The sequence below is a fragment of the Nonomuraea sp. NPDC050202 genome (assembly GCF_040656115.1).
In the GTDB taxonomy this organism is placed as follows: Bacteria; Actinomycetota; Actinomycetes; order Streptosporangiales; family Streptosporangiaceae; genus Nonomuraea.
Genome location: NZ_JBFALF010000017.1, coordinates 71,576 through 95,961, shown reverse-complemented (window position 1 = coordinate 95,961; position 24,386 = coordinate 71,576). Strand labels below are relative to the sequence as shown.

Genomic DNA, 24,386 nt, shown 5'->3' with positions numbered 1-24,386 from the left:
CAGAGCCCTGTGACCTTCGAAAGCGAGGCCCGATGTCCCAGCCCACCCCGCGCACCGCCGAGCAGCGCAAGCGGGACACCCTGCACCGCCTGGAGCACGACGTGGACGCCTGGGTGGCCACCGCGGGGGCCGACGGGGTGCCGTACATGGTGCCGCTGTCGTTCCTGTGGGACGGGGCCGCGCTGGTCATCTCCACGGCCAGCGCCAGCCCCACCGCCCGCAACCTGCTGACCGGCGGCCGGACGCGGGTGGCGATCGGGCTGGTGCGCGACGTCGTGCTCATCGAGGGCACGGCCAGGGCCACGCCCGCGACCGAGATCTCCGACGAGCTCGGTGACGCGTTCGCGGAGAAGGCGGGCTTCGACCCGCGCAAGGAGGCGGACGGCTACCACTACTTCCACATCACGCCGCGGCGGCTGCAGGCCTGGCGCGAGTCGAACGAGCTCGCCGGGCGCGACCTCATCCGCGACGGAGCCTGGACCGTCTAGCCGAAGCCCACCACCAGGGTGGTGTGCCGCTTGCCGATGACGACCGTGCCGCCGGTGACCGCGCCGCGCTCGGGCTCGTCGGCGGGCGTCGCGTCGCGGCCGCCCGGGCCGCCCGCCGTGCCGCCGGTGGCCGGGCCGCCCGCCTTCCTGCGGGAGGCCGGGTCGCCGGGGTAGGCCTCGATGCGCAGGGCGCTCGCCTCGGGGCGGCCGGCCGCGTCCCAGGCTCTGACGTGCGCGGCCAGCTCCGCCGCCAGCCTGGCCCCGCCCGCGCCGTGGCCCCGCGCGATCAGCGAGCCCTGCGCGGCGAGCACCGCGATGCCGTCGGGCTGCACGATGCCCGGGGTGAGGCCGGGACCGCCGCCGAGGTCGCCGCTCACGACGCACCAGCGCGGCTCGTGCAGCGCCAGCCACAGCGCCACCCCCATGGCGACGGTGAACGGCGGCGCCGCCTCCTCGCGCCGCACCGTGATCTCGGTGGGCACCGCGTCCAGCGCCGCGGGCACGTCGCCGACCTCGCGCGCCTCGGGCAGCATCAGCAGCAGCTCGGGATCCCGGCGCAGCACCTCGAGCGTCTCGGTCCCCGTCAGCGACCCGCGCATCCGCATGAACCCGCACGGCGCCACCGACCGGCTCACCCACCGCTCGCCGTCGCGCTCCATGGCCGCCGACACCTGCACACCCCGCAGGTCGAGCGGCGCCACCAGCCGCCCGCCGGGCCCGAGCTGCGCCAGCCAGGCGGGCGCCAGGTCCCACACGCCGACCGTGGCGATCAGCCGGTCGTACGGGGCCAGGGCGGGATGGCCGCCGGCCCCGTCTCGGCACAGCACCTCGACCCCCGTCACCCCGGCCGCGTCCAGATGCCGCCTGGCCTGCTCCACGGTGTCCTCGTCGATGTCCAGGGCCACCACGCGCCCGCCGGGCCCCGCCAGGTGGGCCAGGAGCGCCGCGTTGTAGCCGGTGCCCGCGCCGATCTCCAGCACCCGGTGCCCCGGCTCCACGCCGAGCTGGCCGAGCATGGTCGCCATGATGGCCGGCTGCGAGGACGAGCTGATCGGCCGGCCCTCGGCGTCGCGCTTGGTCACGATGGGCTCGTCGCGGTAGGCCGCCTCCGGCTCGACGCCGGGCACGAAGAGGTGGCGAGGCACCGCGAGCATGGCCTCGGCCACGGGCTCGCTGACGGCCTGGGCCGTCCTGAGGTGCGCCACCAGGGCCTGCCTCTGCGCCGCGAAGTCCATGGGTCCATTGTTCCCGCAGGCGGAGGCCGGAGACGGCCCGCCAGGGATTCTTGGTAAAGAAAACGCCAAGGAGGGTTGAGGCCGAAAGCGGAGGGAAGGGCAGCCAACTCCTGAACGTCGACCGTGAGGAGGAGCCGTAGTGCTCACCCTGACAGCCAACGCAGCCCAGGCCATTCGCGACCTGACCGCGAATGCGCCCGAGCCGACTCAGAGCGGGATTCGCATCTCGTCTCAGGGAGAGGGCGCCAGCTCGCTCACCCTCACCCTGGCCACCGCCCCCGAACCGGCGGACGCGGTGGTCGAGAACGAGGGGGCGAGGGTCTACCTCGACCCGGTGGCTGCGACTGTGCTGGACGACAAGTCCCTGGACGCCGGAGCCGATGACCAGGGGAGCGTGTCGTTCCTGGTCACCGAGCAGACCGTTTGACGCGCGCCGCCGCGCCGGAGCCGATGGGCACTCCGGCGCGGCGGCCCGCTCCCAGCCCTCGCCCTGTCGCGGGCCTGGGCTCTTCCCTGGCCCTCAGCCATTCCTAGCGTTGGCCCTCGCCGAGGAGCTTGTGCAGGTAACGCACCTGCTCCTCCGACTGGTAGCCGCCACCGCCCTCGTGGTTGTTCCACGGCCAGACGGTGATCTCCTTCGGGCCCTGCCAGTGGTTGTAGGCGGCGAACACCGTGGACGGCGGGCAGACGTCGTCCATCAGCGCCACCGAGTAGAGCGCGGGCACCGTGGCGCGGGCCGCGAAGTTCAGCCCGTCGAAGTAGGCCAGCGTGCGGAACACCTGCTCGGCTGCGTCCCGCCGGGTGGCCAGGAACCTGACCAGCTCCTGGTACGGATCACGCCCGGTGATCTCCACTGCCCGCCGGAAGTGCGACAGGAACGGCACGTCGATCAGCGCCGCCCGCACGCCCGGGTGCAGCGCCGCCGCGGCCTGGGCGATGGCACCGCCCTGGCTGCCGCCCGCGACCACGACGCGCTCCGCGTCCACGGCCGGATGCGCCGCCGCCGCGTCCACCGCGCGGACGGCGTCGGTGAACACGCGCCGGTAGTAGTAGTCGGCGGGGTCGAGGATGCCCCTGGTCATCATGCCCGGCGCCTGCGGTCCCGAGCTGCCGTGCGGGTCGCCGGTGGTGCCGGGGCTGCCGACGTTCGCGCCGCCGTGGCCGCGCGTCTCCATCACGAACACCGCGTACCCCGCGGCGGGCCACAGCAGGTGGTCCTTGGGGAACCCACGCCCGCCGCTGTAGCCGATGTAGTGCACCACGCACGGGACCGGCCCGTCGACGCCGCGCGGCAGCAGGAACCAGCCGTTGATCCGGTGCCCGCCCCACCCGGCGAACGACACGTCGAACACGTCCACGCCCGCCAGCGGCAGGTCGTAGGGGACGTACTCGGCCGCGAGGTCGAACTCCCTGGCCTCGGCCAGGGTGGCGGACCAGAACGCGTCGAAGTCGGCGGGCTCGTCACGGTCGGGGCGGTACTCGCGGAGTTGATCGAGCGGCAGGTCGAACAGTGGCACAGTGGTACTCCAGCCTGTAGAAAGGTTGCTGATATTTCACCCCATGTCGGCGGAAAGCGCTATCCCGGACCGGCTTAAGCTTGAAGCGTGAAATCTGGGTAGACGTTGACGCGTGAGCGAGCATGTCATCGAGGTCCCCCACTCGCACCTGTATCCCGGCCTGATCCTCGACGCCCCCGCCGGCACGCACGACTTCCTCGTGCTGTTCGGCGACGACTCCGAGTCGCGGGCGCAACTGCTGCGCGACGACACGGGACGGCCGGTGCTCAGGATGGGCGGCTACATGACGGCCAGGGGCACGGTCATCGACGAGCGCGTGTGGACCGTGCGCGAGTCCGTACGGCGGGGCGATCGCATCCGGTTGCGTCTGGGTCGGTCACTTCCCTGACTCGGGAGGGAAGTGTGCACTAACGTCCCTTTTGTGGCTTCCAACGCCAAGCCTCCCTCCGGCCGTCGCCCCTCACCCGCCCGGGCCTCTTCGGACCGGGCCCCTTCGGACCGGGCGCCCGCCGCTGCGCCCCCGACCGCCGGGGCGCAGCCCGCCCGGGCGGCCTCGTCCGGCGGGACATCGTCCTCCGCGGAACCTTCCGCCCGCACCTCCCCAGGGCGCCCGGCCGGTCCCAGGGCGGAGCACTGGACTGGGCCCAGAGCCGAGCGCCGGGCTGGGCAGCCGGCCGGTCGACCTGCCGCCGGACGTGGGACCGGGCGCAGGGCCGGGCGTGGGATCGGGCGTGGGATCGGGCGTGGGGTTCGGCGGCTGGCCGGGCGGGTGGTGGCGGGCGGGCTGGTGGTGGCGCTGTCGCCGGTCGCGGGGCTGGCCGCGCTGGCGGGGGTGGCGCTGGTGGGCGCCGGTCCCGAGGTGTTCGCCGTGGTGGGGCTGGCGGTGTTCGCGTCGGTGCTCTTCCTCGGGCTGCTGCTGTGCGTGCCCAGGCCGCAGGTGGCGTGGGGGCGCTGGTCGCGGGCGGCGGTGGTGCTCGGGGTGGAGGCGGCGGTGGTGTGGCAGGTCTCCGCCGTCACGCTGAGCCCTCTCCCCGTGCCGCCCGCCCCGGCCGCGGTGGCGGGGCAGCGCGAGTGGCGGCTGCCCACGGGGTCGCGGCTGGCGTACGTGCGGATCGCGCCCGAACGGGTCACCCGGCCCGAGCCGGTGGTCTTCCTGCACGGCGGCCCGGGCGTGGGGGACCTGGAGGGGGACTCGGCGTTCTACGGACGGCTCGTGTCCGCGGGCTTCCGGGTGTTCGTGTACGACCAGCTCGGCGCCGGGCGCTCGGCCCGGTTGGCCGACCCCCAGGGGTACGGCCTGGCGCGGGACGTGGCCGATCTGGAGGCGATCCGCCGGACCGTACGCGCCGAGCGCCTCAACCTCGTCGCCCGCGACCACGGGGCCCAGCTCGCCGCCGCGTACCTGGCGGCGCATCCCGGCCGGGTGGCCAGAGCGGTCCTGTACTCGCCGACCGGCCTCGCCCCCGCACGCGCCTCGTCCCGTCTCGCCACCTCGGCCGTCCCCCTGGGTCCCGCCGCGCTGCCGCACCCCCGCACGCTGGCGGTCTCGGCGCTGCTGCGGGTGGATCCGGCCACCGCCCGCGCCTTCGCCGGCGACCGCGAACTGGACGCCCACCTCGCGCTTCTCCTCCGCCGCCAGGCCGCACCGGCGTGTTCCGCCTCCCCGCCCGGCCCCGGCTACGGGGGGTACGTCGCCCTGGCCGGGCGCGCCACGCCCGCCTCGCTCAGGAACGACCTGGTGCGGATCACCGTGCCCGTGCTGATCGTCAAGGGCGCCTGCGACGCCGAGCCCTGGGCGGACGCCATCGCCTACCGCCGCGCGCTCCCGAACGCCGGCCTCGCCTACGTCGGCGACGGCGCCCCTCCCGGCCGCACCGACGCCTACCTCGCGGTGCTGCGCACGTTCCTCACGGGCGGCGAGCCGAACGCCTACGCGGCCGACGACCCACCGCCCGGCTACCGCGGCCCCGTAACCGCGACCCCATGACGGCGGTCTCCTGGCGCGGTCCCGTATCGGCGGTCCCGTATCGGCGGTCCTGTTAACGGCGGGCCGGTCCTCTGACGCGCCTGAGCAGGGCGAATGCCAGGTCATCGGCTCCATGATGGTTACTCTCTGTATCGGAGTCGTATCACCTTGTCCTAGGAATCCTCATGCGCACGAGTCTGACCCTGCCGCTGGCCGCCGCGACGCTGGCCGTTCTCACCGGTTGCGCCGCCGACGTGGCGCCGAACACCGCGGCGGTGCCCGCGCGGACCGACACCCAGCCGTCCGAGCAGGACAAGACCTGGATGCGGACCATCCACCAGGGCAACCTGTCCGAGGTGCAGGCAGGCCGGCTGGCGATGGGCAAGGGCACCACCAAGCAGGTCAAGGCCGTCGGCAAGATGCTCGTCCAGGACCACACCAAGCTGGGCTCCAAGGTCACCCAGGCGGCCACGCAGCTCGGCATCGAGCTGCCCACCTCCCCGTCCAAGGCGCAGCGGGCCGAGGTGGTGCGGCTGCGCCACTCCACGGGGCAGGACTTCGACCAGGACTTCCTGTCCGGCATGATCAAGGCGCACAAGGAGGCGCTGGCGGCCACCAGGACTGAGGTCTCCAAGGGCTCCAACCAGACGGTGAAGGCGCTGGCCGGCACGGCTCAGCAGTCCTTGCAGCAACATCTGGACGCCCTGGAGAAGGCCCAGGAGAGCTGATCCGCCGGCCAGGCAGATCCCCAGCCGTTTCCAGGAAATAGAGCGAAACGTTCCCTACCTGTGTGTGGTTATGTGGCGATTTAGGGTATTTGTCCCTTTTGAACCAGGACGGACACATCGGGGGGATCGTCGTGGCTATGCAAACAGAGATCCGCCACCTACTCGAATGCCATGTGGTGGGGTCGGACGGACAGTCGATCGGGAAGGTGGGCCAGATCTACCTCAACGATCGCTCGGGCGAGCCGGAGTGGGTGACCGTACGCACGGGGTTCTTCGGGATGAAGCAGACCTTCGTCCCGCTGGCCAACTCCCGCCGCTCGGGCGACGAGATCCGGGTCCCCTTCGACAAGGAGATGATCAAGGGCGCGCCGAACATCGACGTGGACGACCGCCTGTCCCTGAAGGAGGAGGCCGACCTCTACCGCTACTACGGCATGCAGCCGACCGACATCCCGCGCCAGCGCGCCGGCGAGGCCCGTACGAGGGGCCCGGTCACAGGTGCGCGGGAGGGACTGACCGGCGAGCCCACCGGCCTGGCCGGCGAGCGCACCGGTATGGCCGGTGAGCGGGCCGGGCTGACCGGCGAACGTGCCGGCATGGCCGGCGGGATGGGCGGCGTCACCGACGAGCGCGACATCGAGATGACCCGGTCGGAGGAGCAGCTGCACGTCGGCAAGGAGAGCAGGGAGACAGGCCGCGTACGCCTGCACAAGTACGTCGAGACCGAGGACGTCCAACAGACGATCCCGCTCTCGCACGAGGAGGTCGTGGTCGAGCGCGAGCCCATCCGCGACGGCCAGACCACCGGCACGCACGAGATCCAGGCCGAGGACCGCGAGATGATCCTGCACGAGGAGCGCGCCGTCGTCGGCAAGGAGACCAAGCCGGTCGAGCGCATCCACGTGCGCAAGCAGGACGTCCAGCACGAGGAGATCGTCGAGGGCAAGATCCGCAAGGAGCGGGTGGAGATCGACGAGGAGGACATGAACAGGGACGACAAGGACATGCCCTACGGCCGTCGCGGCGACATGCCGCCGGGGCGGTAAGGGTTCGCAGGAGTCACGCGGGGGCGCCGGATCGGGCCCCCGCGGGCGTATGCGAATTTCCCCGGCCTGACCGCGTTACCCAACTGGCAGAAAACTTTGTCGTCCGGGCCGCCGAGGGCATTCATGAATAGAGCTCGACCTCGTTCAGCACGGCGCACTTGCGGCCTATTTCCGGATCACAGCCCGCCGAGGGCTCTGTGACGATCTTGACGTGCCGGGCGGTGCGGCCGATCTCGTCGTAGCGCAGCGCGTGATCGATCCTGTCCTTGATCGTCACGACCGGCTCGCCCCAGGAGCGCCCGTTTCCCGACACGTACACGCGCGCGCTCGCCGGATGCCCGGGACGCAGGCTCAGGCCGATCCTGGCCAGCGGGTAAGGCCGGTCCAGGTGCAGCACGTAGTGGCCGCTGCCCCGGGCGACGGCGCTCGACCAGTAGCCCGTGCTGCCGTCCAGCGCGCCGCCGGGACGCGTCCTCGGCCGCCGGGGGCTCGTCCAGCGCATGTCGGTGGAGACGCGCAGGGCGCCGCGGCGGCGCAGCGCGGCCAGGTCCAGGCGGACGCCGGGGGTGGCGACGTCGAACAGCAGGCGCTTGACCGCGTACCGGCCGCCGTACTCGAACCGCCCGTGGGCCGGGCACGCCGTCTCGTCGAGCAGCCCGTCCGGCCGCACCCCGGCCAGCTTGCAGTTGTCGAACACCTGGATGAACCGGTGCGGACCGACGGCGGCCAGCCCGGTGTAGCCGGAGGAGCCGCGCACGTCCACGATGCCGTCGCGGTTGTGGTAGGTCACCCGCGGCTCCAGCCATTCCCGCCCGAGGCCGTCGGGCGAGACCGTGAGCCAGTTGTCCGGGCGCCCCGCGCTCAGCACGAGCGCGCCGCCGGGCATCAGCAGCAGCCGGGGCGCCACCCCGCGCACCACGCAGTCGTAGCCGGCCAGGCGCAGCTCCCGCACGGGCTCCCAGGTGTGCCCGCCGTCGGCGGAACGGCTCTGGTGCAGCGTGGAGTACCTGCCGCCGTCGCGGCGCAGCACCGCCACCAGGCTGCCGTCCACCGCCTGCTCGATCGCCGCCTCGTTGTAGGCGAACCCGGGCTCGGGCTCGGCGATCACCCCGCGCCGCTCGAACGTGCGCCCGCCGTCGCGGCTGGCGTACACCTCCGACTGGTACGCCCCGGTGCCGCTGTAGCGCGCGTACGCCGTGATCAGGATCGTCCCGTCGGCGAGCTGGATCGGCGCCCCGTGCGCGGCCCCGCCGGGCAGCAGGTCGCCGGGCGTGGTCAGGACGGCCTCCGAGCGCAGCCAGCTCTCGCCGTCCTCCAGCGCGGACGAGGTGAGCACGCCCAGGAGCGCCGTGTGCGGGCCTGTCCTGGCCAGGTAGTACTCCGTGGCGAAGAACCGGCCGTCGTGCAGCTCGATCGGCGACTCCCGCAGCGGCGTCTGGCCGGCCGGGCCGAAGGTGCGCCCGCCGTCCTCCGAGACGGCGGCGGCGTTGGTGAGGGTGACGACCTTGTCCACGTTCGTGGTGAAGGTGGCGATCACCTTCGTCTCGGGACGGCCGCGGGGGCCGGTCACGTCGAGGGCCGACACGTTCGGGAACCCGGCGAAGTCGAGCCGCTCCGCGCCCTCCGGCTCGGGCTCGGCCGGCGGCGGATTGGGATGAATCCAGTCTAGGAAGGAAGCAGTGGCCACGAGGTAAGGGCCGGACTGGATGGGGCGATCAGGTAGCACACAGTAACCGCCCCCGGCCTGCGCCGGGCCGTGGTAGGCGGGCAGCCCGGCGGCCACCGACAGGGCCGCGACCATGGCTCTGGTCACCGCCATCGGCCCGCTCCTCGCCCGTCGTCCGCGATCTGCCGCACGTACGGACTCTAGATCATCCACGCCCCGTAACCGCGTATTCACCTGCGGGAAGTCGTGGGTTCACGACTCGGCCTTCTCGGGCGGCCGGCGATCCATGCCATCTCGGTTAAGTGGCAGTTGACAGGAAACCCCCGCATAACGACGATCGGGACGGCACTATTAAGTGTCAATTTACGTAGGTCGGGTCAGGAGGTGGCCCAGATGAGCATCGAGCCGAGGGCGAGAGTGGCCCAGGAACGCGTGCTGCCAGGCCCGGCGCCCATGGCGCCGGAGGCAGCCGCCCAGCAACGCGTCGTACGGCGGATCTGTGCCAGGGTCGCGCCCGAGGGCATGGACGTCGGGGTCGCGGAGCTGCCCCCCGGCGGCCTGCAAGTATGGATCGACACGCCGGTGCCGGTGGGCGAGCAGGAGTCATGGGTGCTGCACCACCGCATGGCCCGCGAGGTGGCACTGGTCGGCTGGCACTGCGAGGCGGACGCCGACCGCCTGCTGGTGCTCGGCTGGAGCGCCGCGTGCCTGCACAACCGGATCCGCCTGCTGCAGAGCGGGCTGCGCCGGCTCACCGACTTCGAGCCGACCGCGCAGCGCGCCGTCCAGCTCGACGGCCGCGCTCCGGACGACGAACCCGCCGCCCAGGTGGTGAGCGCCGTGTGCGCCTCGATCGAGCGGCGGCTGCGCTGGCCGGAGCGGCTGGCCGAGATCGACGGGTTCGAGCGCAGCTCGGCCCTGCCGCACCTGCAACTGCTCCTCGCCCAGGTCGCCGGCCTGGAAGCGAAGATCGCGGGCGCCTGCCAGGAGCACCTCGTGATGGCACGGGTGCTGGCGCGGGCCGTCTGCGAGCACTACGCGCGGCACTCGGACCTGGGCCGCGCGCAGCGTGAGGTGCTGGCGGAGTCGCGCCGCTGGGTGCACGCCAGCTCCATGATCACAGGCTCGGCCGGCGCCCGGCCGGGCTCCACCGGTGCAGGCCGTCCCCACATGGGGCTGGCGGAGCGCCGCATCGCCGCGAGCGTCATCAACCACGGCGTGCCACGAACCACCCCTGCGGCCACCCCCGCGGCCGTCGCTCCACGGGCCGGCTACCCCGGCTTCGAGGAGACCGAGGAGGGCGCGCGCTGACCACCAGCCGCTCAACGGCGAGCGGTCGCCAGGAAAACCCCGTTCGAGCCCGGTAGGAGAGCTCCATGCGAACCCCCCCGCACCTGCCCGCCCGCTCCCGTCGCGAGCACACCGACCACGTCCGGCGCCACCCGTACAGCCTGCACGAGGTGCCCGCGCAGACCGCCCCCCGCGGCACGCTCGACTTCCCCGGCACCGCCCCGCTCCCCGAGGCGCCCCCGGAGGAGAACGTCCACGTCGAGCAGCGCCTGCTCGGCATCAGGGAGCTGTCCAACCAGGCCATCGGCTCGATCGACGACCTGCTCCAGCACACCGTCTGACGTGTGCCCCCACAGCGGCTCCGACGCAGGGAGCCAGAAGAGCGAATCTCACCCCTTGAGGAGAGTCATGCAAGGACTATCGCGACCGGAGCTGAGGTCGCGTGACGTCGGGGGCCACCAGCCGCGTTCCGTGGCGGGCGTCGAGACGCCACGCAGCCTGGACGAGGTCCGCACACTCGTACGGCAGGCCATGGCCGACCGCCGCCGCCTCTACCCGATCAGCACGGGCAGGAACTGGGGCATGGGCTCGGCCATGCCGGTCACCGACGACAACGTGGTCGTGGACCTCGGCGGCATGAACCGCATCCGCGGCCTCGACCTGGAGGCCGGCTTCGCGGTCGTCGAGCCGGGCGTCACCCAGCGGCAGCTCGCCGCGGTGCTGCGCGACACCCCGTGGATGCTGAACGTCACCGCCTCGTGCGCCGACACCTCGGTCGTCGGCAACGCCCTCGACCGCGGCGACGGCTGCGTCCGCTCCCGCGTCCACGACGTGGCGGGGCTGGAGGCCGTGCTGGCCGACGGCAGCGTGGTCACCACCGGCGGGCTGGACCCGGCGGGGCGCTATCACGGGCGGGTCGCCGGACCCGACCTGACGCAGACGTTCGTGCAGCACAACCTGGGCATCGTCACCGCCATGGCCGTGTCGCTGGTGCCGCGCCCGGAGACCATCGGGCTGGTGCACGGCCGGATCCCGCGCGACCAGGTCGGCGTGGCGCTCGGCGCGGTCACCGACTTCCTGCGCCGCGGCAACCCGGCCGACGGGCTGCTGCGCGTGCGCGAGCTGTCGCTCGTGCCCGACCACGGCGACTGGATGCTGCCCGCCGGGGTGGACCCGAGCCTGTTCACCATCCTCGGGCCGCTCATGGGCAGCGACGCCACGGTCGAGCTGGCCGAGGAGCTGCTGCGCAAGGCGCTCATCGAGGTCGAGGGCGCCGAGGCGCTGCGCGTGGTGGACGCGGCCGAGGTCGGCCCCGACGACCCGCTCTACCCCCGGGCGCTCATGGCCCAGGGCATCCCCACCTGCCGCGGCGTGCACAACGCGCTCGGCGTGACGTCGTGCGACCGGATCGACGAGGGCGCGATGGGCTTCCTGGCGCTGCTGCCGCTGATGCCCATGCACGCCCGCAGGACCGACCAGATCCTCGCCGCCATGCAGACCGCCGTGAACCGCCACACCACCGCCCTCATGGTGGAGTGGAACCTGGTCGGCAAGCACCTGGCCAACGGCGTCATCCAGATCTTCTTCGAACGCGGCGCGCCCGACGCCCCCTACCGCGCCCACCAGCTCCGCAACGACGGCAACTGCGTGCTGCGCGGGCACGGCTGCGCCATCTACCGTTCCGACATCGATCACGCCGCCGCCGACGTCTGGTCCGAGACCAGCACTGCCGGCCTCGGCATGCTGCACAGGCTCAAGACGGCGCTCGACCCGGACGGCATGATCTCGCCCGGCCGCTACGGCGCCTGACCCCGCTACCTCGGAGACTCACGTCAGCTCCGCCCCTCGCACCGCCGGAGTGTGCGCGGAGCGGAGACGAGCCGACGCTCACATAGGAGGACACGTGCGTTCGTCACCAGCGGCCGTCCGGGGGACGGGCACGACCGGCGCCGACCGGCGTCACGGCGTGATGCTGCGCCTGGTCGGTGCGGGTGTCATGTTGACGGTGATGGCCGACACCACGGCCACCACCCTGGCAGTGGGGGTGCTGCGGTACACGCCCGCCGGCGCCGCCATGCCGCTGGGCGACCTGGTCTGGCTGACCAGCGCCGCGTTCATCCCGATCGCCGCCCTGCTGGCCACCGCCGGCCGCTGGGCCGACCTGTTCGGCCGCCGCCGCGTGCTCGCGGTCGGGCTCGTGGTGTTCGTGCTGGGCGGCATCGCCACCGTCACCGTGGAGCCCTGGTCGTACGTGCTGGCCGCGCGGGCCGTCCAGGGCGCCGGAGCCGCGGCGATGATCCCGGCCAGCCTCGGGCTGCTGCTCGGCGAGCTGCCGGAGTCGCAGCGCCGCGGCGCGATCGCACTGTGGAGCTCCGCCTCCGGGCTGGGCTGCCTGCTCATGCAGGCGGGCGGCGGCTGGCTGGCCGCCACCGTCGGCTGGCGGGCCCTGTTCGTCCCCGACGTCATCATGGGCGTGGCGCTGCTCATCGCCTGCGTGGCGCTCCCGTCCGGCCGGCGCGCCCCCGCCAAGGGCATGCCGGACGTGCTCGGCGCCTGGCTGCTGGCTGCCGGCATCGCCGTCGTGGTCCTGGCCATCTCCAAGGCCATGGCCTGGGGCATGGACGTGGTGTGGCTGGCGCTGGCCGCGCTGGCCCTGCTCGGCGGCGCGTTCGCGCAGGCCAGGCACCATCGCCTGCCCGCGATCGACCTGGCCCTGTGGCGGCGGCCCCGGTTCGTCTGGGGCTGGCTGGCCACCTGGGGGTTCGGCGCGCTGTCGTACGGGCTGCTCACCGTGCAGCCGCTGTACCTGCTGCACCTCGGCTACCCCATGCTCGAAGTGGCCATGTGGCTGACCCCCACGTCGGTGGCCGTCGTCGTGACGAGCTTCCTGGCCGGAAAGATCGTCAAGCGGGTCGGCGCGTACGGCCTCATCTACGCCGGCTCGCTGCTGTGCGGCGGCGCCTGCGTGCTCGTGCTGACGCAGGCGGGTCCCACCGTGTGGGGCCTGGTCGCCAGCGTCGTGGTCGGCGTGGGGGTCGGCGCGCTCGCGCCCGGCACCTCCGTCGCGACCACCCTGGCCGCCCGCCCCCACCAGTACGCCTCCGCCGTCGGCGCGGCCACCATGGCCCGCATGGTCGGCGGCGCCGTCGGCATCGCCGTCGTGTCCGTCGTGATCGACCACCCGTTCATGACCGGCCCCTTCGCGGGCCTGGCCGGCGCACTCGCCCTGTGCGTGGCCATCTCTGTGCTGATCGGAGCGCTGGCCCTGACCAAGATCACCCGGCTGCGGCCGGACCCGGACGACGTCATGGTCAAGGTGCCCCGCCGGCTGCTGCTCGAGCTGCGCATGACCCTCGCCACCGTGGCGGCGGAGGCCGACGCGCTGCTGCCAGTCGAGACCCGCACACCCCCCGCAGACCCCTACATGGACCCGGTCCCGCGGCCGCGAACAATCGAACCCGGCCCCCTCGCCGGCACCCGCGGGCACACGAACTAGTTCAACCATTCAGAAGGGCTCTCGTCATGGCAACCACATCCTGCGACGTAGCCATCGTCGGCGCCGGGCTCGGCGGCTGCTTCCTGGCCTTGCTGCTGGGCCGCCGCGGCCTGCACGTCGTCGTCATCGAGCAGGGACCCTCCGTCCCGAGCGCGGGCGCCGACTTCCTCAAGCCCCCCGGCTTGCGGGTGCTGGCCCGGCACGGGCTGACCGACCTCGTCGAACGCCATGGCCTGCGACGCGACATCATCCGCTACTACCACGACGGCGACCCCATCAAGGAGTGCCGCTTCCCCGACGGCGGCTTCCTCATCCGTCCCTACCGGGAGCTGGTCGAGCTCATCTACACCTCCTGCGCGATGCAGGGCGTCGAGTTCTGGTTCGACGCCGGCATCGCCGACATCGCGGTAGGCGAGGACCGCGTTGAAGAGCTCATGCTCCACGACGGGCGGCGGTTGCGGGCCGGGGTGGTGATCGGCGCCGACGGCACCAAGTCCGCCGTGCGCCAGGCGCTGGGCATCGAGCAGCGGACGGTGCCGTACGAGCGGCTGCTCATGCGGGTGGCGACCGTTCCGCTGAGCGCCAGCGTCGCCCAGCTCAACCGGCTCTACTTCAGCTCCGAGGGCTGGCTCACCTACCTCTATCCGATCAACAGGGACCAGGCCCGCGTGTTCGTCGGCCTACCGCCCGAGGACGACAAGGAGATCTTCCAGGACGGCATCCCCGCGCTGCTCGACGAGCTGAAGAAGTTCGTGACCGAGAGCTCGGACGCGTTCGACTTCCTGCAGCCTGCCACCTGGCAGCGGATCAAGGTGTCGTCGCTGCGCGTGGAGGCGTACCACAAGGGCAACGCCGCGCTGCTCGGCTCGGCGGCCTTCGCCTGCCACCCGATGACCGGCATGGGCATGAGCTACACGCTGCACGACGCCGAGATCCTGGCGGACGTCATCTGCGCGGCAGGCGACGACGCGACGCTGCTCGACCGGCTGCTCCACGCCCGGTACGAGCCGCGCAGGCACGCCCACCGGCAGCTCATCGACTACGGCGACGCGCTGGCCGCGACCTTCCGCGACCGCGAGGCGTACCTGGCGGCCTTCCGCCCGGAGTTGCACGTCCACGGCGAGGCCGCGGCGCCAGGGCCGATGCCCGCCCTGCAGCTCGCCTGAGCCGGCGCCCCCGCCGCCCGCCATTCCCCACCAGGTGAGAGCCGTCGTCCAGTGCCACGCTGAGTGCGATGGGCCGGCCCGATCCCCAGGCGGCGGGGACGCCCCTCCGCGGGACCGGTCCGGTAGCGCGTGCACCACCCCTCCGCGGCAGCGGTTGGTAGGGCGTGCACTACCGCGAGGAAGGGTGACAGCGGGGGTTCGCGAGGCCGCCGTTTCCCGCGATGCTGAGAAGGGATCATCCACTCCTCGGCATCGGAGACGAAACGTGACTGTGGCAGAGACCTCCCACCCGGCCCCGGAACAGCGAGGAACGCAACGGGGGAGCGACTTCGCTCGGCTCTCGCGGCGCATCGCCGAAGCCGGGCTGCTCGACAAGCGGCCCGGCTACTACGCCATGCGGATCGGCCTGGTGGCCGCCCTCTTCGGAGGCACGTGGGCACTGTTCGCCGCGGTCGGCGACTCCTGGTGGCAGCTCGGCGTCGCGGTACTGATGGCGGTGGCCTTCGCCCAGGTCACGCTGCTGGCCCACGACCTGGCGCACGGGCAGATCTCCCGCTCCCGGCGCGTCAGCAGGATCGCCGGGCTGATCGTGGGCAACCTGGCCGTCGGGCTCAGCTACGGCTGGTGGATGGACAAGCACACCCGCCACCACGCCAACCCCAACCACGAGGAGCACGACCCCGACGTATCGCCCGACGTCCTCATCTGGTCGCAGCGGCAGGCCGAGGCCAGCCGGGGGCTGCCCAGGTTCATCGGGCGCTGGCAGGCGTTCCTGTTCTTCCCCCTGCTCACGCTCGAAGGCGTGAACCTCAAGGTGTCGAGCTTCCGCGCGCTGCGCCGCCCGTCGCTGAAGAACCGGGGGATCGAGGGCGCGCTGCTGGCCGCGCACGTGGTGGCGTACCTGGCGGCGGTGTTCGTCGTGCTGCCGCTGCCCATGGCGCTGCTGTTCCTGGCCGTGCACCAGGCCTGCTACGGCGTCTACCTCGGCTGCACGTTCGCGCCCAACCACAAGGGCATGCCGGTGCTCACCGCCGAGGACGAGCTGGACTTCCTGCGCAAGCAGGTGCTCACCTCCCGCAACGTGCGCGGCGGGCGCCTGGTCAACACCGCGCTCGGCGGCCTGAACTTCCAGATCGAGCACCACCTGTTCCCCAGCATGCCCACCGCGAACCTGCGCAGGGCGCAGCCCATCGTGCGCGACTACTGCGCCTCGCTCGGCGTCGACTACGTCGAGTGCGGCCTGCTGGAGTCATGGGGGCAGGCCCTGCGCCACCTGCACGAGGTCGGCCGTCCGCTGCGCGAGGTCAGGCCGTGACGACCAGCTCCAGACCGTTGAAGTCCTCCCTGACCTGATGGCCCGCCTCGACCAGGACCGTCCGCAGCGCGAGCAGGACCGCGAAGCGGATGGTCGCGTGCCGGACGAGCTGGTCGGCTGAGGTACCCCAGGTGACGACCACCCCGCGTGTGGGGTCGTGCCAGACTCCGAGCCCGCCGTCGGCGGACATCAGCGACGGCTCGACGGTGAAGCCCGCGTCCATCAGCTCCCGGCGGACCGTTCGTTCCAGGTCCTGGCCGGCGCTCGTGGCGATGTCCATCGAAGTCCGCTGCCCTCACACGCGCCCTTCGAACCTCGGCGGGCCAGGAACCTTGTGAAAAGATGGCGGCTGTGTCCACCCCGTCGTCTTTCGCGCCGCGCCCGGCAGCGTCGGGGGCGCCCGCAGCGGCGTCCCCGGTGGCGTCCCCGGCGGTGTCGCCGATGGTGTCGCCGGCGGTGTCGCCGGTGGTGTCGCCGGTGGCGTCCGCAGGGCTGAGGCTGTCGCGGGCCGTCGTGTTCGCGACGGTCTGCGGCGCCGTGTCGGCGGGCGGGCACGCGCTGGGCGGCGGGGGTCTCGTGCCGTTCGGCGGCTACCTGGCCGGGGTGCTGGCCGCGCTCGGTCTCGCGTACCTGGTCGACGGGCGCGAGCGCGGGCTCGCGGCCGTGCTCGCCGCGACCGTCTTCACCCAGACGGTGCTGCACCAGCTCTTCGAACGGCTCGCGCCCGGCCCTGCGCTCGACCCTGCGCTCGACCCCGCGCATGGGCATCCCGCGCCCGGCATGGTGCTGGTCCACCTCGTGGTGGCGGGGCTGACGGCGTGGTGGCTGCATCGCGGTGAGAGCGCGCTGTGGCTGATGATCCGCCTGTACGGGGCGCCGCGCCCGGCCGTCCGGCTGCTCGTCACCGCTCCCGTGGAGGAGGGGGCCGGGGTGCGGCCGCTCAGGTGGCGGCCGCTGACGCCCGGCGCTCCCACGGGCACCGGCCGGACGGTCTCCGGCACGATCAGCAGGCGAGGGCCACCCTGGGCGGCGCGTCACTGACGCCCTGCCGGCGTCGCTGTCGCGCTACGGCCGGCGTCACCGGCGCCCTTCGGTCGGCGTCGTGGTCCTTCGGCCGGCGTCGCCGTCGCCCTTCGAGCGTCGCCGTCGCCCTTCGAGCGGCGTCGTGGCCCGTTGAGCGTCGCCGTCGTCCTTCGAGCGGCGTCGTGGCCCGTTGAGCGGCGTCGTCGTCCTTCGGGCGGTGCCGTTGCCCTTCTGGGCGGCTTCGACGCCCGCCGTTCCTTTCGTCCTTGCCTGTGTCCGGACGTCCGGCGCCACGGGCGCGGTCGTCCGGAAAATCATTCTGGAGACCCGTCATGGCACTTTTCCGCAAGGCCGCAACAGCCGCGCTCGCCTGCGCCCTGCTGCTCACTCTGCCCGCTTCGCCCGCCTTTGCCCACGACACGCTCAAGCGCAGCTCGCCGGCCAAGAACGCGGAGGTCTCCTCGGTCGAGGAGATCGAGCTCGAGTACAGCGCGAGCGTGAAGTTTCCGTTCGTCGTGCTGCACGACGCCACCGGCAAGGAGGTCGCGCTCGGCAAGCCTCGGCTCGACGGGCCGCTGGTGTCCGCCGACGTGCCGGAGCCGCTCGCGCCCGGCTCGTACGTGATCGCCTGGCGTGTCGTTTCCTCCGACGGACATCCCATTGAGGGCGAAATTCCCTTCAGCGTGAAAGGATCATCTTCGGCATCGGCATCGGCCTCGCCCGCCGGTTCGGCGGCGGTCACACCGTCCAGCGCGGCTCCCGGCACGGGGGCGGCGCAGCCTTCCGCGGCGGTCGCGGAGCCGGCCGCGGGCCGGTCCGCGGAGCCGGCCGGGGTTCCCGGCTGGATCTGGGGCGGGCTGGCGGTGCTGGTGGTGCTGGGCGCGTTCGTGCTGTTCAGGAGCTCGCGCCGGAGGCCCGATCGGGAGGAAGTGGATGCGGATTGAGCAGGCCAGGAAGGTCGCGCGGGAGTGGGTGCGGGAAGAGGGCGCCGGGCTGCCGGGGTTCGGCGGGGCGTTCCTGACCGGGTCGGCGTTGTGGGCCGACCCGGGGGAGGAGCTGGCGCCCACGTCCGACGTGGACGTCATGGTGGTCGCGGAGCCGGCCGATCGCATCGGACACATCGGGAAATTTCCTTATAAGGGGGTGCTGCTGGAGGTCTCCTCCACGGCCCCCCTCGGCTCCTCGCACGAGGTGCTGAGCGACTACCACCTGGCGGGCAGCTTCCACCTGCCGTGCGTGCTGGCCGACCCGTCCGGGCAGCTGACCGAGCTCCAGCAGGTCGTCTCCCGCGACTTCGCCGAACGCCCCTGGATCCTCGCCCGCTGCACCAACGCCATGGACCGGGTGCGGGGGTGGATCAACGGCATGGACGAGTCCGCGCCGCTGCCCGACCAGGTCGCCGCCTGGCTGTTCGGCACGGGGGTGACCGCGCACGTGCTGCTCGTGGCCGGGCTGCGCAACCCCACCGTCCGCCGCCGGTACGCGGCCGTCCGCGAGCTGCTCGCCGAGCACGGGCGGCTCGACTTCCACGAGCACCTGCTCGACCTGCTCGGCTGCGCCCGCCTCGACGCCGGCCGAGTGCGGCGGCACCTGGCGGCGCTGGCCAAGGCGTTCGACGCGACCGCCTCGGTGCGGGCCCCCGGCTACCGGTTCGACTCCGACATCTCCCCCGCCGCCCGGCCGGCCGCCATCGACGGCAGCATGGAGCTCATCGAGCGCGGCCTGCACAGGGAGGCGGTCTTCTGGCTGGTGGCCACGTACGCGCGATGCCTGGCCAAGCGGGCGGCGGCCGGGCTCCCCCCGGAGTACGCGGACGAGTTCCACGAGCTGCTGGCCGACCTGGGGGCGGAGACGTTCACCGCCCGGCGGCGCCGCGGCGACCGGGTCCTCGCGGCACTGCCGGGCCTGTGGCAGACGGCCATGGCCCTCTGCTGACCCCGGGCGGGACAGCGGCCGGGGGTCAGCGGCCGGGGTCAGCGGCCGGGGTCAGCGGCCGGGGTCAGCGGCCGTCGAGCCGGGGGAGGGCGTCGCCGTAGATGTCCGGGCTGCGGTCCACCTCGCCGACGAAGTCGCCGGGGAAGCCCAGGTCGAACGCCACCGCCGACTCCAGCCGCCGCATCGCCTCCTCCGGCAGCGCCCGGGCCGCGTCCGAGGCCCCCAGGTTGTCCTTGAGCTGCTCGGCGCTGCTCGTCCCGAGGATCGGATGCACGCCGCGCCGCAGCGCCCAGGCGATCGCGACCTGCGAGGCCGTGAGGCCCAGCTCGCCCGCCACCTCCAGCACGGCGCGCACCCCGGCCCGGTCCCGCTCGCTGATCGACTCGGGGGACACGCGCGAGGCCGCCGCCCCCGGTTCGGCGTACCGGCCGGACAGCACGCCGTGCGCGAGCACCCCCCACGCCGCCACGCTGATGCCCAGCGCCCGCGCCATCGGCAGCAGCTCCCGCTCGATGTCGCGCTTGAGCAGGCTGTACGGCACCTGCAACCCCGCGAACGGCGTCCACCCCCGCCACTCCGCCAGCATGTCGGCCCGGCTCACCACCCACGCCGGCGCGTCGGAGATGCCCACGTAGAGCACCTTCCCCGACCGGACCACGTCGTCCAGCGCCCGCATCGTCTCCTCGATCGGGGTGTGCCGGTCCCACACGTGCACCCAGAACAGGTCGATGTAGTCGGTACGCAGCCGCCGCAGGCTCTGCTCCAGCGACAGGACGAGGTTCTTGCGGTGGTTGCCGGCGGCGTTGAGGTCGGTGCGGTCACGGGTGGGCGTGTACTTCGTGGCCAGGACGAAGCGGTCACGGTGGCCCTGGAGGAGCTCGCCGACCACGCTCTCGCTCTCGCCGTACATCGAGGCCGTGTCCACGACGTTGCCGCCCGACTCGGCGTACAGGTCGAAGACGCGCCGCACCTCGGGCGAGACCTCGCGGTAGGTCATCGCGCCGAGGAACAGCTCCGAGACCCGCAGCCCCGTACGGCCCAGCAGCCGGTACCGCATCATGCCGCCGCCTGGTAGGGAACGGCCAGCCTGGCCTGGCGCAGCGCGCCGCTCCACCAGCCGAGCCGGTCGAGCAGCACCTTGGCGGCGGCCTGCGCGCCCTCGGGGTCGCGGGTCAGCCGGCCGTCGGCGTCGAAGCGCGTCCAGTGCTGGTCGAAGCTGATCCAGTCGCGGATCGTCACCGCGTGCATCTCGTTGAAGACCTGCCGCAGGTGCTCCGCGGCGCGCAGCCCGCCGCCGTAGCCGCCGTACGAGACGAGCGCGACGGGCTTGGCCTGCCACTGCGTCGGATGCCAGTCGATGGCATGCTTGATCGAGGCGGGGAAGCTGTGGTTGTACTCGGGCGTCACCACGGCGAACGCGTCGGCCGCCGCCAGCCGCCCGGCCAGCCGCCGCAGCTCGGGAGCGCGCCCGTCCACGTCGGCCAGCGCCTCGAAGGAGGACGGCAGCTCGGCCGGCAGCGGAGTGCCGGCCAGGTCGATGACGTCCAGGCCGAACAGCCCGTGCGCGCTCGCCTGCTCCGTGAACCACCGGGTGACCGTGGGGCCGAACCGTCCTTCGCGGACGCTGCCCGTGATCACCGCCAATGTCATCTGCGTCATGGGCACCAACCCTGCCGTCCCGCCGCGCGCCGAGGAAGGCCGCCGTCAGACTGGCCCCGGCAGGGCCACGATAAGCGCGGGCACGATCCGTAGACTCGGGCCGTGAGCGAGAACGAGCTCGGCGCCTACCTGCGCGCCCGCCGCGAAGCACTCAAGCCGGCCAATGTCGGCCTGCCCGACGGCGGCCGGCGGCGCACACCCGGGCTGCGCAGGTCGGAGCTGGCCACGGTGGCGGGGGTGAGCGTCGAGTACCTGACCAGGCTGGAGCAGGGCCGCGACCGCAACCCGTCGGTGCAGGTGCTGGTGTCGCTGGCCGACGCCCTGCGCATGACGCCCGACGAGCGCATCCACCTGCGCCACCTGGCCAAGGTGACCAGCGGCGGCATCGCGCTGTGCCCGGCCGCCTCGCAGGCGCCCGCCCGCACCGTGCGCCCGGCCGTGCGCGCGCTGCTGGAACGGCTGGAGCCCGCGCCCGCCGCGCTGTTCAACCGGCTGGGCGAGGTGATCGCCCGCACCACCGGGTTCGAGCGGCTCTTCGGCCCCATCGGGCTGCTGGACGACGAGCCGCCGAGCCTGACCCGGTACGTGTTCGCCGACGTGCGGGCCAGGATCGCCTTCCCCGACTGGGACAAGGTGGCCGACGAGCAGGCCGCCGCGCTCAAGTACGAGGCCGGGCCCGACGACCCGTGGGCGGGGGAGCTGGTCGACGTGCTCTCGTTCGCGGCGGGCGAGGCGTTCACCGGGCGCCTGGCCGCCGCCGCCGGGCCGCCGCGCATGGCGCCCGTGCAGCGCATGGCGCACCCGCGGGCCGGTGAGCTGCGGCTGGCCAGGGAGCCGCTCGACCTGCTCGGCGACGACCAGCGGATCCTCGTCTACCTGCCGGCCGACGCCGAGACCGCGGCCGCCCTCGACCGCCTCACCGGCCGCCATCCGGGGGCCCTGCGCGCGGTCAGCGCCTGAGCCCGCTGCATGAGCGGCGCCCGCCCGGGTAGCGGACCGGCATGAGGCGGGGGAACTGGGAGGTCAGACCGCTGGGCGGCTGGATGGGCTGCCTGGCGATGATCCTCATATCGCTGGTCCTGTCGGTGGTGCTGACGATCGTCATCAACCTGCTGCTCTGAGCGTGCCGCGCAGAGAGGAGGTCGTGGCCGGCGATCGGCTCAGGCGCGCCGTAGGGTGCGCGTCAGCCCGGCGGCGATCGTCGTGGCCAGCACCCAGCCCGCCGCGATCAGCCCGTACGCCAGCCACTGCGTGCCCCCACCGGGGTTGAACGCCTTCTCCTGCCCGAAGTCGATGATCGGCAGCAGCAGGTCGAGGCTGTAGACGAACGAGTCGAACTCCGGCGCCTCCCCGCGCTTCAACGGCGGCGGCTCGGCCATCCCGAACACCACGGTGCCCACCGCCAGCAGCGCCACCAGCCAGCCGGCCGCCCGCAGCGGGCGGAAGCCGTACCCCACGGTGACGTCCTGCAGCAGCCCCCAGAACCTGGCGTAGCCCGGCAGGGTGTCGCGGCGCTGCTGCTGCCCGGCCAGGAGCGTGTCGCGGGCGTCGGCCTCGCTGCCCAGCCGCCGGTACATCGCGGCGAGCTGCTCGTAGGCGTTCGGCAGGTACCCGTCAGGGTCCCGGCGCAGCCAGCCCAGCCGCTCGGCGGCCGGCAGCATGGGCTCCAGCACCTCGTACGACAGCCCGTCCATGCACAGCTCGTCCGGCCACACCGCGGCGTCGTCCTGCAGCACCCCGATGCGGGCGTGCCGCAGGTCGACCGCGCCCCGCACCGGCTTGGCCGTCCGCATCGCCAGCTCCCGCGCCTCCAGCCGGCGGCAGGTGAGCGCCTTGCCGCCCGGCGCCTCCAGCGTGGCGTCGTCGAAGCACAGGCGGCTGCCGACCTGCGCGTACGTCAGCCGGATCCGGCCGCGAGCCGAGAAGCCCTCGCACAGGTTGAGCACCTTGCCGACCGTGATGCCGTTCGCCGACAGGGCCGTCCCGCCGGGGTTGACCAGCGTGGCGCCCTTGAAGTGCGCGGGGCCGGTCACCGAGGAGTCGGTCAGGCTGATCTCCCCCTCGGCCGACATGCCCTCGCGGGCCAGCAGCGCGCCGTCCACGGCGATACGGTCGCCCCGCAGGGCCACGCCGCCGGGGGCGCGCAGGCGCGCGCCGTCCAGGTTGAGCGCGCGGCCGACGGCGGCGCCCTCCAGCCAGACGGTGCCCTCGGTCTCGATCAGCGACAGGTACAGGCCGCTCTCGGCGTTCAGCCCGCCGCCGTGCAGGGCCAGGCCGCCCGGGTTGCGCAGCACCGAGCGCCGCAGGGTGAGCGGGCCGGAGACGCGGGCGAACCGCAGCGAGAACTCGCCCTCCGCGTGCACCTCCCGCGCGAACAGGCCCACCTGGACGACCAGGTTCGACCCGCCGAACGCCAGGCCGCCCGGGGCCCGCAGGCGGGCGCCTTCGAAGTTCACCGCGGCGCCGATCCTGGCCGCGGTGAGGATGATCTCGCCGTCGCAGGTGAAGCCGTCGCGGGCCAGCAGGTTGCTGCCGACGTCGAGGTGCTCGGCGTTGAGCGCGGCGCCGGCGGCGGGCTCCAGGCGCGCGCCGTTCAGCGAGAAGTTGCTGCTGATGCGGGCGCTGCGCAGGCGCAGCTCGCCGGTGACGTGGCAGCCGGTCAGCCGCAGGTCGCCCTCGACCTGGAGGTTGGAGGCGATCAGGCCGGGCAGGGTGGAGCCGGCGAAGCTGAGGAAGCGGGTGCGGGCCTGGTACAGGTCGGGGGTCTCGTCGAAGGCGCAGTCGCGGAACGTGAGCGGCAGGTCGATCTCGCCGAACGCCAGGTGTAACAGGCCGGTGATGCGGGCCCCCGACAGGCGCAGGGCCGGCTTGTCGGCGGGGTCGGTGTACTCGCCGAGCAGCAACTCCGCCAGCACCTCCGCCCGTACGGTGCGGTCGGCGCCCCAGGCGGCGGCGTTGTCGGGGCAGTCGCGGGCGGGATCGCCGGAGCGCAGGTCCACGTCGTGACCGCGGCGGACGGCGGCGGCCACGGCCTGCTCGGCGGCGGTGAGTTCGGCGTTCGGCACACGCCCATCCTGCTGCAATCGCACCCCTCCGCGAATCTGCGAGGTCGTCCATCCTGTACGTCGAGGCCGGGCGTGCCCGCGTTGCCGTCGTCCCCGCACGTCGGAGCCGGGCGCGCCGCGGTGTCGTCGTTCCCGCGCGTCGAGTCCGGGCACGCCCGCGGTGCCGTCACTCCCGCACGTCGAAGCCCAGCGCGCCCGCCACCACCGTCGCCTGGAACGCGTCGATGACCGCGTCCTTGAGCGTCACCTCGCGCGGGTCGAGCGTGCTGAGATCGCTGCCCCGCAGGTCGCATCTCGTCAGGTCGGCCCCGTGCAGCCACGCGCCCGACAGGTCGGCCCGCCGCAGCTCGGCGCCCTCCAGCCGGGCCCCGGTCAGGTCGGCCTCGCGCAGCCGGGTGCCGTGGAAGGCGCTGCCGCGCAGGTCGGCGCCGGGCAGCCCGACGTACGACCAGTCGCCGCCCGTCACCTTCAGCAGCCCGAACGTGCAGCCGTCGAACATGCTGCCCGTCAGCTTGCAGCCGCTGAAGGTGGCGTCGAAGAACGAGCAGCGCGAGAACGTGCAGTTGAGGAAGCGCGCGTCCTCGTGCACCGACACGTTGAACCGCACGTTCCTGAACTGGCACTCCTCGAACGACGAGCCGTGGTCGACCAGCTCGGTCATGTCCACGTCCTGGAACAGGACCCGCTGGTGGCTCTCGCCGTCGATCTCGCGGCCGTCCCAGTCGGCGGACCTGATCGTGGTCTCCGTAGGGGGCGCCTGGATTCCGTGCCTGCGCTCTGCCATGCGAACA

General features: G+C 73.1%; 24 protein-coding genes. 16 read left to right on the top strand and 8 right to left on the bottom strand.

Annotated elements, in window-relative coordinates; translation table 11 throughout:
* The first annotated feature begins 32 nt into the window (after window positions 1-32).
* The gene (locus tag AB0I79_RS35680) at window positions 33-488 is read left to right on the top strand and encodes a pyridoxamine 5'-phosphate oxidase family protein (protein ID WP_357882917.1); all 456 of its coding nucleotides are present in this window, start codon (window positions 33-35) and stop codon (window positions 486-488) included.
* On the opposite strand, the gene AB0I79_RS35675 is transcribed toward AB0I79_RS35680, so the two are convergent.
* Entirely contained in the window at window positions 485-1,723 is a 1,239-nt protein-coding gene (locus tag AB0I79_RS35675; protein ID WP_357882914.1) for a methyltransferase domain-containing protein, read from the bottom strand. The two genes, AB0I79_RS35680 and AB0I79_RS35675, sit on opposite strands and share 4 nt — an antisense overlap.
* A gap of 139 nt (window positions 1,724-1,862) precedes the next feature.
* On the opposite strand from AB0I79_RS35675, the gene AB0I79_RS35670 reads away from it, so the two are divergent.
* Window positions 1,863-2,150, top strand: a complete 288-nt coding sequence (locus AB0I79_RS35670; RefSeq protein ID WP_357882911.1) for an iron-sulfur cluster biosynthesis family protein — start codon at window positions 1,863-1,865, stop codon at window positions 2,148-2,150.
* Between the two features lie 103 nt (window positions 2,151-2,253).
* On the opposite strand, the gene AB0I79_RS35665 is transcribed toward AB0I79_RS35670, so the two are convergent.
* The gene (locus AB0I79_RS35665) at window positions 2,254-3,240 is read right to left on the bottom strand and encodes an acetylxylan esterase (RefSeq protein WP_357882908.1); all 987 of its coding nucleotides are present in this window, start codon (window positions 3,238-3,240) and stop codon (window positions 2,254-2,256) included.
* 112 nt (window positions 3,241-3,352) lie between these two features.
* On the opposite strand from AB0I79_RS35665, the gene AB0I79_RS35660 reads away from it, so the two are divergent.
* From AB0I79_RS35660 to AB0I79_RS35645, 4 genes are all read left to right on the top strand, one after another.
* Window positions 3,353-3,628 carry a hypothetical protein gene (locus AB0I79_RS35660; protein ID WP_185106123.1) on the top strand — a complete coding sequence of 92 codons (276 nt, stop codon included), beginning with the start codon at window positions 3,353-3,355 and terminating at the stop codon, window positions 3,626-3,628.
* A 384-nt stretch (window positions 3,629-4,012) separates the two neighbouring features.
* Window positions 4,013-5,227, top strand: a complete 1,215-nt coding sequence (locus AB0I79_RS35655) for an alpha/beta hydrolase (RefSeq protein WP_357882905.1) — start codon at window positions 4,013-4,015, stop codon at window positions 5,225-5,227.
* A 164-nt stretch (window positions 5,228-5,391) separates the two neighbouring features.
* Window positions 5,392-5,934: a DUF4142 domain-containing protein gene (locus AB0I79_RS35650; RefSeq protein ID WP_357882902.1), complete on the top strand. Its 543-nt coding sequence runs from the start codon at window positions 5,392-5,394 to the stop codon at window positions 5,932-5,934.
* A gap of 137 nt (window positions 5,935-6,071) precedes the next feature.
* The gene (locus AB0I79_RS35645; RefSeq protein WP_357882899.1) at window positions 6,072-6,980 is read left to right on the top strand and encodes a PRC and DUF2382 domain-containing protein; all 909 of its coding nucleotides are present in this window, start codon (window positions 6,072-6,074) and stop codon (window positions 6,978-6,980) included.
* Window positions 6,981-7,101: 121 nt separating this feature from the next.
* Here AB0I79_RS35645 and AB0I79_RS35640 read toward each other — a convergent pair whose 3' ends face one another.
* Window positions 7,102-8,799, bottom strand: coding sequence for an exo-alpha-sialidase (locus tag AB0I79_RS35640; RefSeq protein ID WP_357882896.1), 1,698 nt, complete (start codon window positions 8,797-8,799; stop codon window positions 7,102-7,104).
* A 240-nt stretch (window positions 8,800-9,039) separates the two neighbouring features.
* Between AB0I79_RS35640 and AB0I79_RS35635 the strand changes: the two genes are divergently transcribed.
* From AB0I79_RS35635 to AB0I79_RS35610, 6 genes are all read left to right on the top strand, one after another.
* Complete coding sequence (locus AB0I79_RS35635) at window positions 9,040-9,957, top strand: hypothetical protein (protein ID WP_357882893.1); 918 nt, start codon at window positions 9,040-9,042, stop codon at window positions 9,955-9,957.
* Window positions 9,958-10,022: 65 nt separating this feature from the next.
* Entirely contained in the window at window positions 10,023-10,277 is a 255-nt protein-coding gene (locus AB0I79_RS35630) for a hypothetical protein (protein WP_357882890.1), read from the top strand.
* Window positions 10,278-10,344: 67 nt separating this feature from the next.
* Window positions 10,345-11,745: an FAD-binding oxidoreductase gene (locus AB0I79_RS35625; protein WP_357882887.1), complete on the top strand. Its 1,401-nt coding sequence runs from the start codon at window positions 10,345-10,347 to the stop codon at window positions 11,743-11,745.
* Between the two features lie 94 nt (window positions 11,746-11,839).
* Window positions 11,840-13,432, top strand: a complete 1,593-nt coding sequence (locus tag AB0I79_RS35620; RefSeq protein ID WP_357882884.1) for an MFS transporter — start codon at window positions 11,840-11,842, stop codon at window positions 13,430-13,432.
* A gap of 26 nt (window positions 13,433-13,458) precedes the next feature.
* Window positions 13,459-14,598 (top strand): FAD-dependent monooxygenase, encoded by a 1,140-nt coding sequence (locus AB0I79_RS35615; RefSeq protein ID WP_357882881.1) that lies wholly within the window; start codon window positions 13,459-13,461, stop codon window positions 14,596-14,598.
* 265 nt (window positions 14,599-14,863) lie between these two features.
* Entirely contained in the window at window positions 14,864-15,913 is a 1,050-nt protein-coding gene (locus AB0I79_RS35610) for an acyl-CoA desaturase (RefSeq protein ID WP_357882878.1), read from the top strand.
* On the opposite strand, the gene AB0I79_RS35605 is transcribed toward AB0I79_RS35610, so the two are convergent.
* Window positions 15,903-16,193 (bottom strand): hypothetical protein, encoded by a 291-nt coding sequence (locus tag AB0I79_RS35605; RefSeq protein WP_357882875.1) that lies wholly within the window; start codon window positions 16,191-16,193, stop codon window positions 15,903-15,905. The two genes, AB0I79_RS35610 and AB0I79_RS35605, sit on opposite strands and share 11 nt — an antisense overlap.
* A 161-nt stretch (window positions 16,194-16,354) precedes the next feature.
* On the opposite strand from AB0I79_RS35605, the gene AB0I79_RS35600 reads away from it, so the two are divergent.
* From AB0I79_RS35600 to AB0I79_RS35590, 3 genes are all read left to right on the top strand, one after another.
* Entirely contained in the window at window positions 16,355-16,954 is a 600-nt protein-coding gene (locus AB0I79_RS35600) for a hypothetical protein (protein WP_357882871.1), read from the top strand.
* 314 nt (window positions 16,955-17,268) lie between these two features.
* The gene (locus AB0I79_RS35595) at window positions 17,269-17,880 is read left to right on the top strand and encodes a copper resistance protein CopC (protein ID WP_357882868.1); all 612 of its coding nucleotides are present in this window, start codon (window positions 17,269-17,271) and stop codon (window positions 17,878-17,880) included.
* The gene (locus AB0I79_RS35590; RefSeq protein ID WP_357882865.1) at window positions 17,870-18,871 is read left to right on the top strand and encodes a hypothetical protein; all 1,002 of its coding nucleotides are present in this window, start codon (window positions 17,870-17,872) and stop codon (window positions 18,869-18,871) included. Before AB0I79_RS35595 ends, AB0I79_RS35590 begins: the two co-directional genes overlap by 11 nt.
* 64 nt (window positions 18,872-18,935) lie before the next feature.
* Here AB0I79_RS35590 and AB0I79_RS35585 read toward each other — a convergent pair whose 3' ends face one another.
* Both AB0I79_RS35585 and AB0I79_RS35580 read right to left on the bottom strand, forming a co-directional pair.
* Complete coding sequence (locus AB0I79_RS35585) at window positions 18,936-19,928, bottom strand: aldo/keto reductase (protein ID WP_357883346.1); 993 nt, start codon at window positions 19,926-19,928, stop codon at window positions 18,936-18,938.
* On the bottom strand, window positions 19,928-20,530 hold the full coding sequence (locus tag AB0I79_RS35580) for an NAD(P)H-dependent oxidoreductase (RefSeq protein ID WP_357882862.1): 603 nt from the start codon (window positions 20,528-20,530) through the stop codon (window positions 19,928-19,930). Before AB0I79_RS35580 ends, AB0I79_RS35585 begins: the two co-directional genes overlap by 1 nt.
* A 102-nt stretch (window positions 20,531-20,632) precedes the next feature.
* Between AB0I79_RS35580 and AB0I79_RS35575 the strand changes: the two genes are divergently transcribed.
* The gene (locus AB0I79_RS35575; protein WP_357882859.1) at window positions 20,633-21,490 is read left to right on the top strand and encodes a helix-turn-helix transcriptional regulator; all 858 of its coding nucleotides are present in this window, start codon (window positions 20,633-20,635) and stop codon (window positions 21,488-21,490) included.
* 200 nt (window positions 21,491-21,690) lie between these two features.
* On the opposite strand, the gene AB0I79_RS35570 is transcribed toward AB0I79_RS35575, so the two are convergent.
* Both AB0I79_RS35570 and AB0I79_RS35565 read right to left on the bottom strand, forming a co-directional pair.
* Window positions 21,691-23,595 carry a hypothetical protein gene (locus tag AB0I79_RS35570; RefSeq protein ID WP_357882856.1) on the bottom strand — a complete coding sequence of 635 codons (1,905 nt, stop codon included), beginning with the start codon at window positions 23,593-23,595 and terminating at the stop codon, window positions 21,691-21,693.
* A 166-nt stretch (window positions 23,596-23,761) separates the two neighbouring features.
* Window positions 23,762-24,379 (bottom strand): pentapeptide repeat-containing protein, encoded by a 618-nt coding sequence (locus AB0I79_RS35565; RefSeq protein WP_357882853.1) that lies wholly within the window; start codon window positions 24,377-24,379, stop codon window positions 23,762-23,764.
* Window positions 24,380-24,386 lie beyond the last annotated feature (7 nt).

Bases quoted from the DNA above. Each gene is read 5' to 3' on its own strand.
- AB0I79_RS35625 (WP_357882887.1), top strand. From the start codon at position 10,345: ATGCAAGGACTATCGCGACCGGAGCTGAGGTCGCGTGACGTCGGGGGC.
- AB0I79_RS35580 (WP_357882862.1), bottom strand. From the start codon at position 20,530: ATGACGCAGATGACATTGGCGGTGATCACGGGCAGCGTCCGCGAAGGA.
- AB0I79_RS35640 (WP_357882896.1), bottom strand. From the start codon at position 8,799: ATGGCGGTGACCAGAGCCATGGTCGCGGCCCTGTCGGTGGCCGCCGGG.
- AB0I79_RS35615 (WP_357882881.1), top strand. From the start codon at position 13,459: ATGGCAACCACATCCTGCGACGTAGCCATCGTCGGCGCCGGGCTCGGC.
- AB0I79_RS35605 (WP_357882875.1), bottom strand. From the start codon at position 16,193: ATGGACATCGCCACGAGCGCCGGCCAGGACCTGGAACGAACGGTCCGC.
- AB0I79_RS35565 (WP_357882853.1), bottom strand. From the start codon at position 24,379: ATGGCAGAGCGCAGGCACGGAATCCAGGCGCCCCCTACGGAGACCACG.
- AB0I79_RS35645 (WP_357882899.1), top strand. From the start codon at position 6,072: ATGCAAACAGAGATCCGCCACCTACTCGAATGCCATGTGGTGGGGTCG.
- AB0I79_RS35675 (WP_357882914.1), bottom strand. From the start codon at position 1,723: ATGGACTTCGCGGCGCAGAGGCAGGCCCTGGTGGCGCACCTCAGGACG.
- AB0I79_RS35650 (WP_357882902.1), top strand. From the start codon at position 5,392: ATGCGCACGAGTCTGACCCTGCCGCTGGCCGCCGCGACGCTGGCCGTT.
- AB0I79_RS35680 (WP_357882917.1), top strand. From the start codon at position 33: ATGTCCCAGCCCACCCCGCGCACCGCCGAGCAGCGCAAGCGGGACACC.
- AB0I79_RS35635 (WP_357882893.1), top strand. From the start codon at position 9,040: ATGAGCATCGAGCCGAGGGCGAGAGTGGCCCAGGAACGCGTGCTGCCA.
- AB0I79_RS35600 (WP_357882871.1), top strand. From the start codon at position 16,355: ATGGTGTCGCCGGCGGTGTCGCCGGTGGTGTCGCCGGTGGCGTCCGCA.
- AB0I79_RS35595 (WP_357882868.1), top strand. From the start codon at position 17,269: ATGGCACTTTTCCGCAAGGCCGCAACAGCCGCGCTCGCCTGCGCCCTG.
- AB0I79_RS35630 (WP_357882890.1), top strand. From the start codon at position 10,023: ATGCGAACCCCCCCGCACCTGCCCGCCCGCTCCCGTCGCGAGCACACC.
- AB0I79_RS35590 (WP_357882865.1), top strand. From the start codon at position 17,870: ATGCGGATTGAGCAGGCCAGGAAGGTCGCGCGGGAGTGGGTGCGGGAA.
- AB0I79_RS35585 (WP_357883346.1), bottom strand. From the start codon at position 19,928: ATGCGGTACCGGCTGCTGGGCCGTACGGGGCTGCGGGTCTCGGAGCTG.